This is a genomic window from Pseudonocardia sp. SID8383 (genome assembly GCF_009864975.1).
GTDB lineage: Bacteria > Actinomycetota > Actinomycetes > Mycobacteriales > Pseudonocardiaceae > Pseudonocardia > Pseudonocardia alni.
This window is the reverse complement of sequence record NZ_WWFY01000639.1, coordinates 1-1,436: the sequence shown is the minus strand read 5'-3', so window position 1 is coordinate 1,436 and position 1,436 is coordinate 1. Positions and strand designations below refer to the sequence as shown.

Below are 1,436 nucleotides of genomic sequence, written 5' to 3'. Positions count from 1 at the left end.
GTCCTGCACGACGACGACGCCGGCATCTACGGCCATCCCGACCACCGCGCCGCACACGCCGCGGGCGCCATCGCCTGCTCGCTCACCGGTGCCCACGGCTACCGGATGACCGTCGACCGCGAGCACCTCGCGCTGGCCGCGCGTGACCGGCACCTCGTCCACGGCGCCGCGCACGCCGCCGGCGTCGGCTACGGCCGGGTCACCGCCGAGATCGCCGTCGCCGTCGGGGGCGGCCCGGCCGAGCTCGCCGTGAAGCGGGCCGCGATGCTCGCCCACGCCAGCCAGATCGCCCCGGACGCGGTCGACGAGGCGGGCTTCGCCGCCGCCTACGGCTACGAGTGGTTCCTCCCCGGCGAGAACACCGGCGGCCGGGCCCGCGGCGGTGTCCTGGAGGCGCTGGGCAACGCCCATCTGCTCGCCGGGACCCGCTGACCGCCGCCCCCGTCCCGCGCCGGGTCCCGCCCCGGGTCCGGTCCCGCGTCCGATGCCGCCGCGTCGGGCGGTCGCGGCGCTCCACTACGCTGTCCGCACGACCGCGCTCCGCCGCAGCACGACGAGCGGTGACCGAGCAGGTGCGGTCGGTACGGGTAGGGTCGCCCGGTCGACACCGATCGGGCGGGGGAGAGGACGAGCATGGTCGAACCGCCGGGCCCGGTCCTGGTCGTGGTTCCCACCTACGACGAGCGGGAGAACCTCGGTCCCGCCGTCGCGCGGCTGCACGCCGCGCTGCCCGACGCCGACGTGCTCGTCGTCGACGACGCCAGCCCCGACGGCACCGGAGAGCTCGCCGACGCCCTCGCCGCCGCCGACGAACGCGTCCGCGTCCTGCACCGCTCCGGCAAGGACGGCCTCGGCGCCGCCTACCTCGACGGCTTCCGGCACGCGCTGACCGGCGAGCACCAGGTCGTCGTCGAGATGGACGCCGACGGCTCGCACGCCCCCGAGGACCTTCCCGCGCTGCTCGCCGCCCTGACCGACGCCGACGTCGTCCTCGGCTCCCGCTACGTGCCCGGCGGGCGCGTCGTGAACTGGCCATGGCACCGCGAGCTCCTCTCCCGCGGCGGCAATCTCTACTCCCGCCTCGCACTCGGCGTGCCGCTGCGCGACATCACCGGCGGCTACCGCGTCTACCGGCGCACCGTGCTCGAGCAGCTGCACCTGGACTCGGTCGCCTCCCAGGGCTACTGCTTCCAGGTGGACATGGCCTGGCGGGCCCTGCAGGCCGGGTTCCGGGTCAGCGAGGTCCCGATCACCTTCACCGAGCGCGAGCGCGGTGCGTCCAAGATGAGCGGCGGCATCGTCGCCGAGGCGCTGTGGCGGGTCACCTGCTGGGGCCTGTCGCACCGGCTCGGCCGCGACACCCCCCAGCGCCCCGCGGGGCCGGTCACCGAGGGCGCCGCACACGGCTGAGCCGCGCGGCGCCCCCGGGTGCGCTC

Annotated in this window: 1 protein-coding gene and 1 pseudogene; both read left to right on the top strand. The window is 76.5% G+C overall.

Going from position 1 to position 1,436, the window contains the following annotated elements; translation table 11 throughout:
* Positions 1-432: pseudogene (locus tag GTW08_RS15705) on the top strand (hypothetical protein); the annotation flags it as partial.
* 201 nt (positions 433-633) lie between these two features.
* The gene (locus GTW08_RS15700) at positions 634-1,410 is read left to right on the top strand and encodes a polyprenol monophosphomannose synthase (RefSeq protein ID WP_073574854.1); all 777 of its coding nucleotides are present in this window, start codon (positions 634-636) and stop codon (positions 1,408-1,410) included.
* Positions 1,411-1,436: the final 26 nt, after the last annotated feature.

What these genes read in the sequence shown, in the direction of transcription:
- GTW08_RS15700 (WP_073574854.1), top strand. Translation starts at nt 634, where the DNA reads ATGGTCGAACCGCCGGGCCCGGTCCTGGTCGTGGTTCCCACCTACGAC.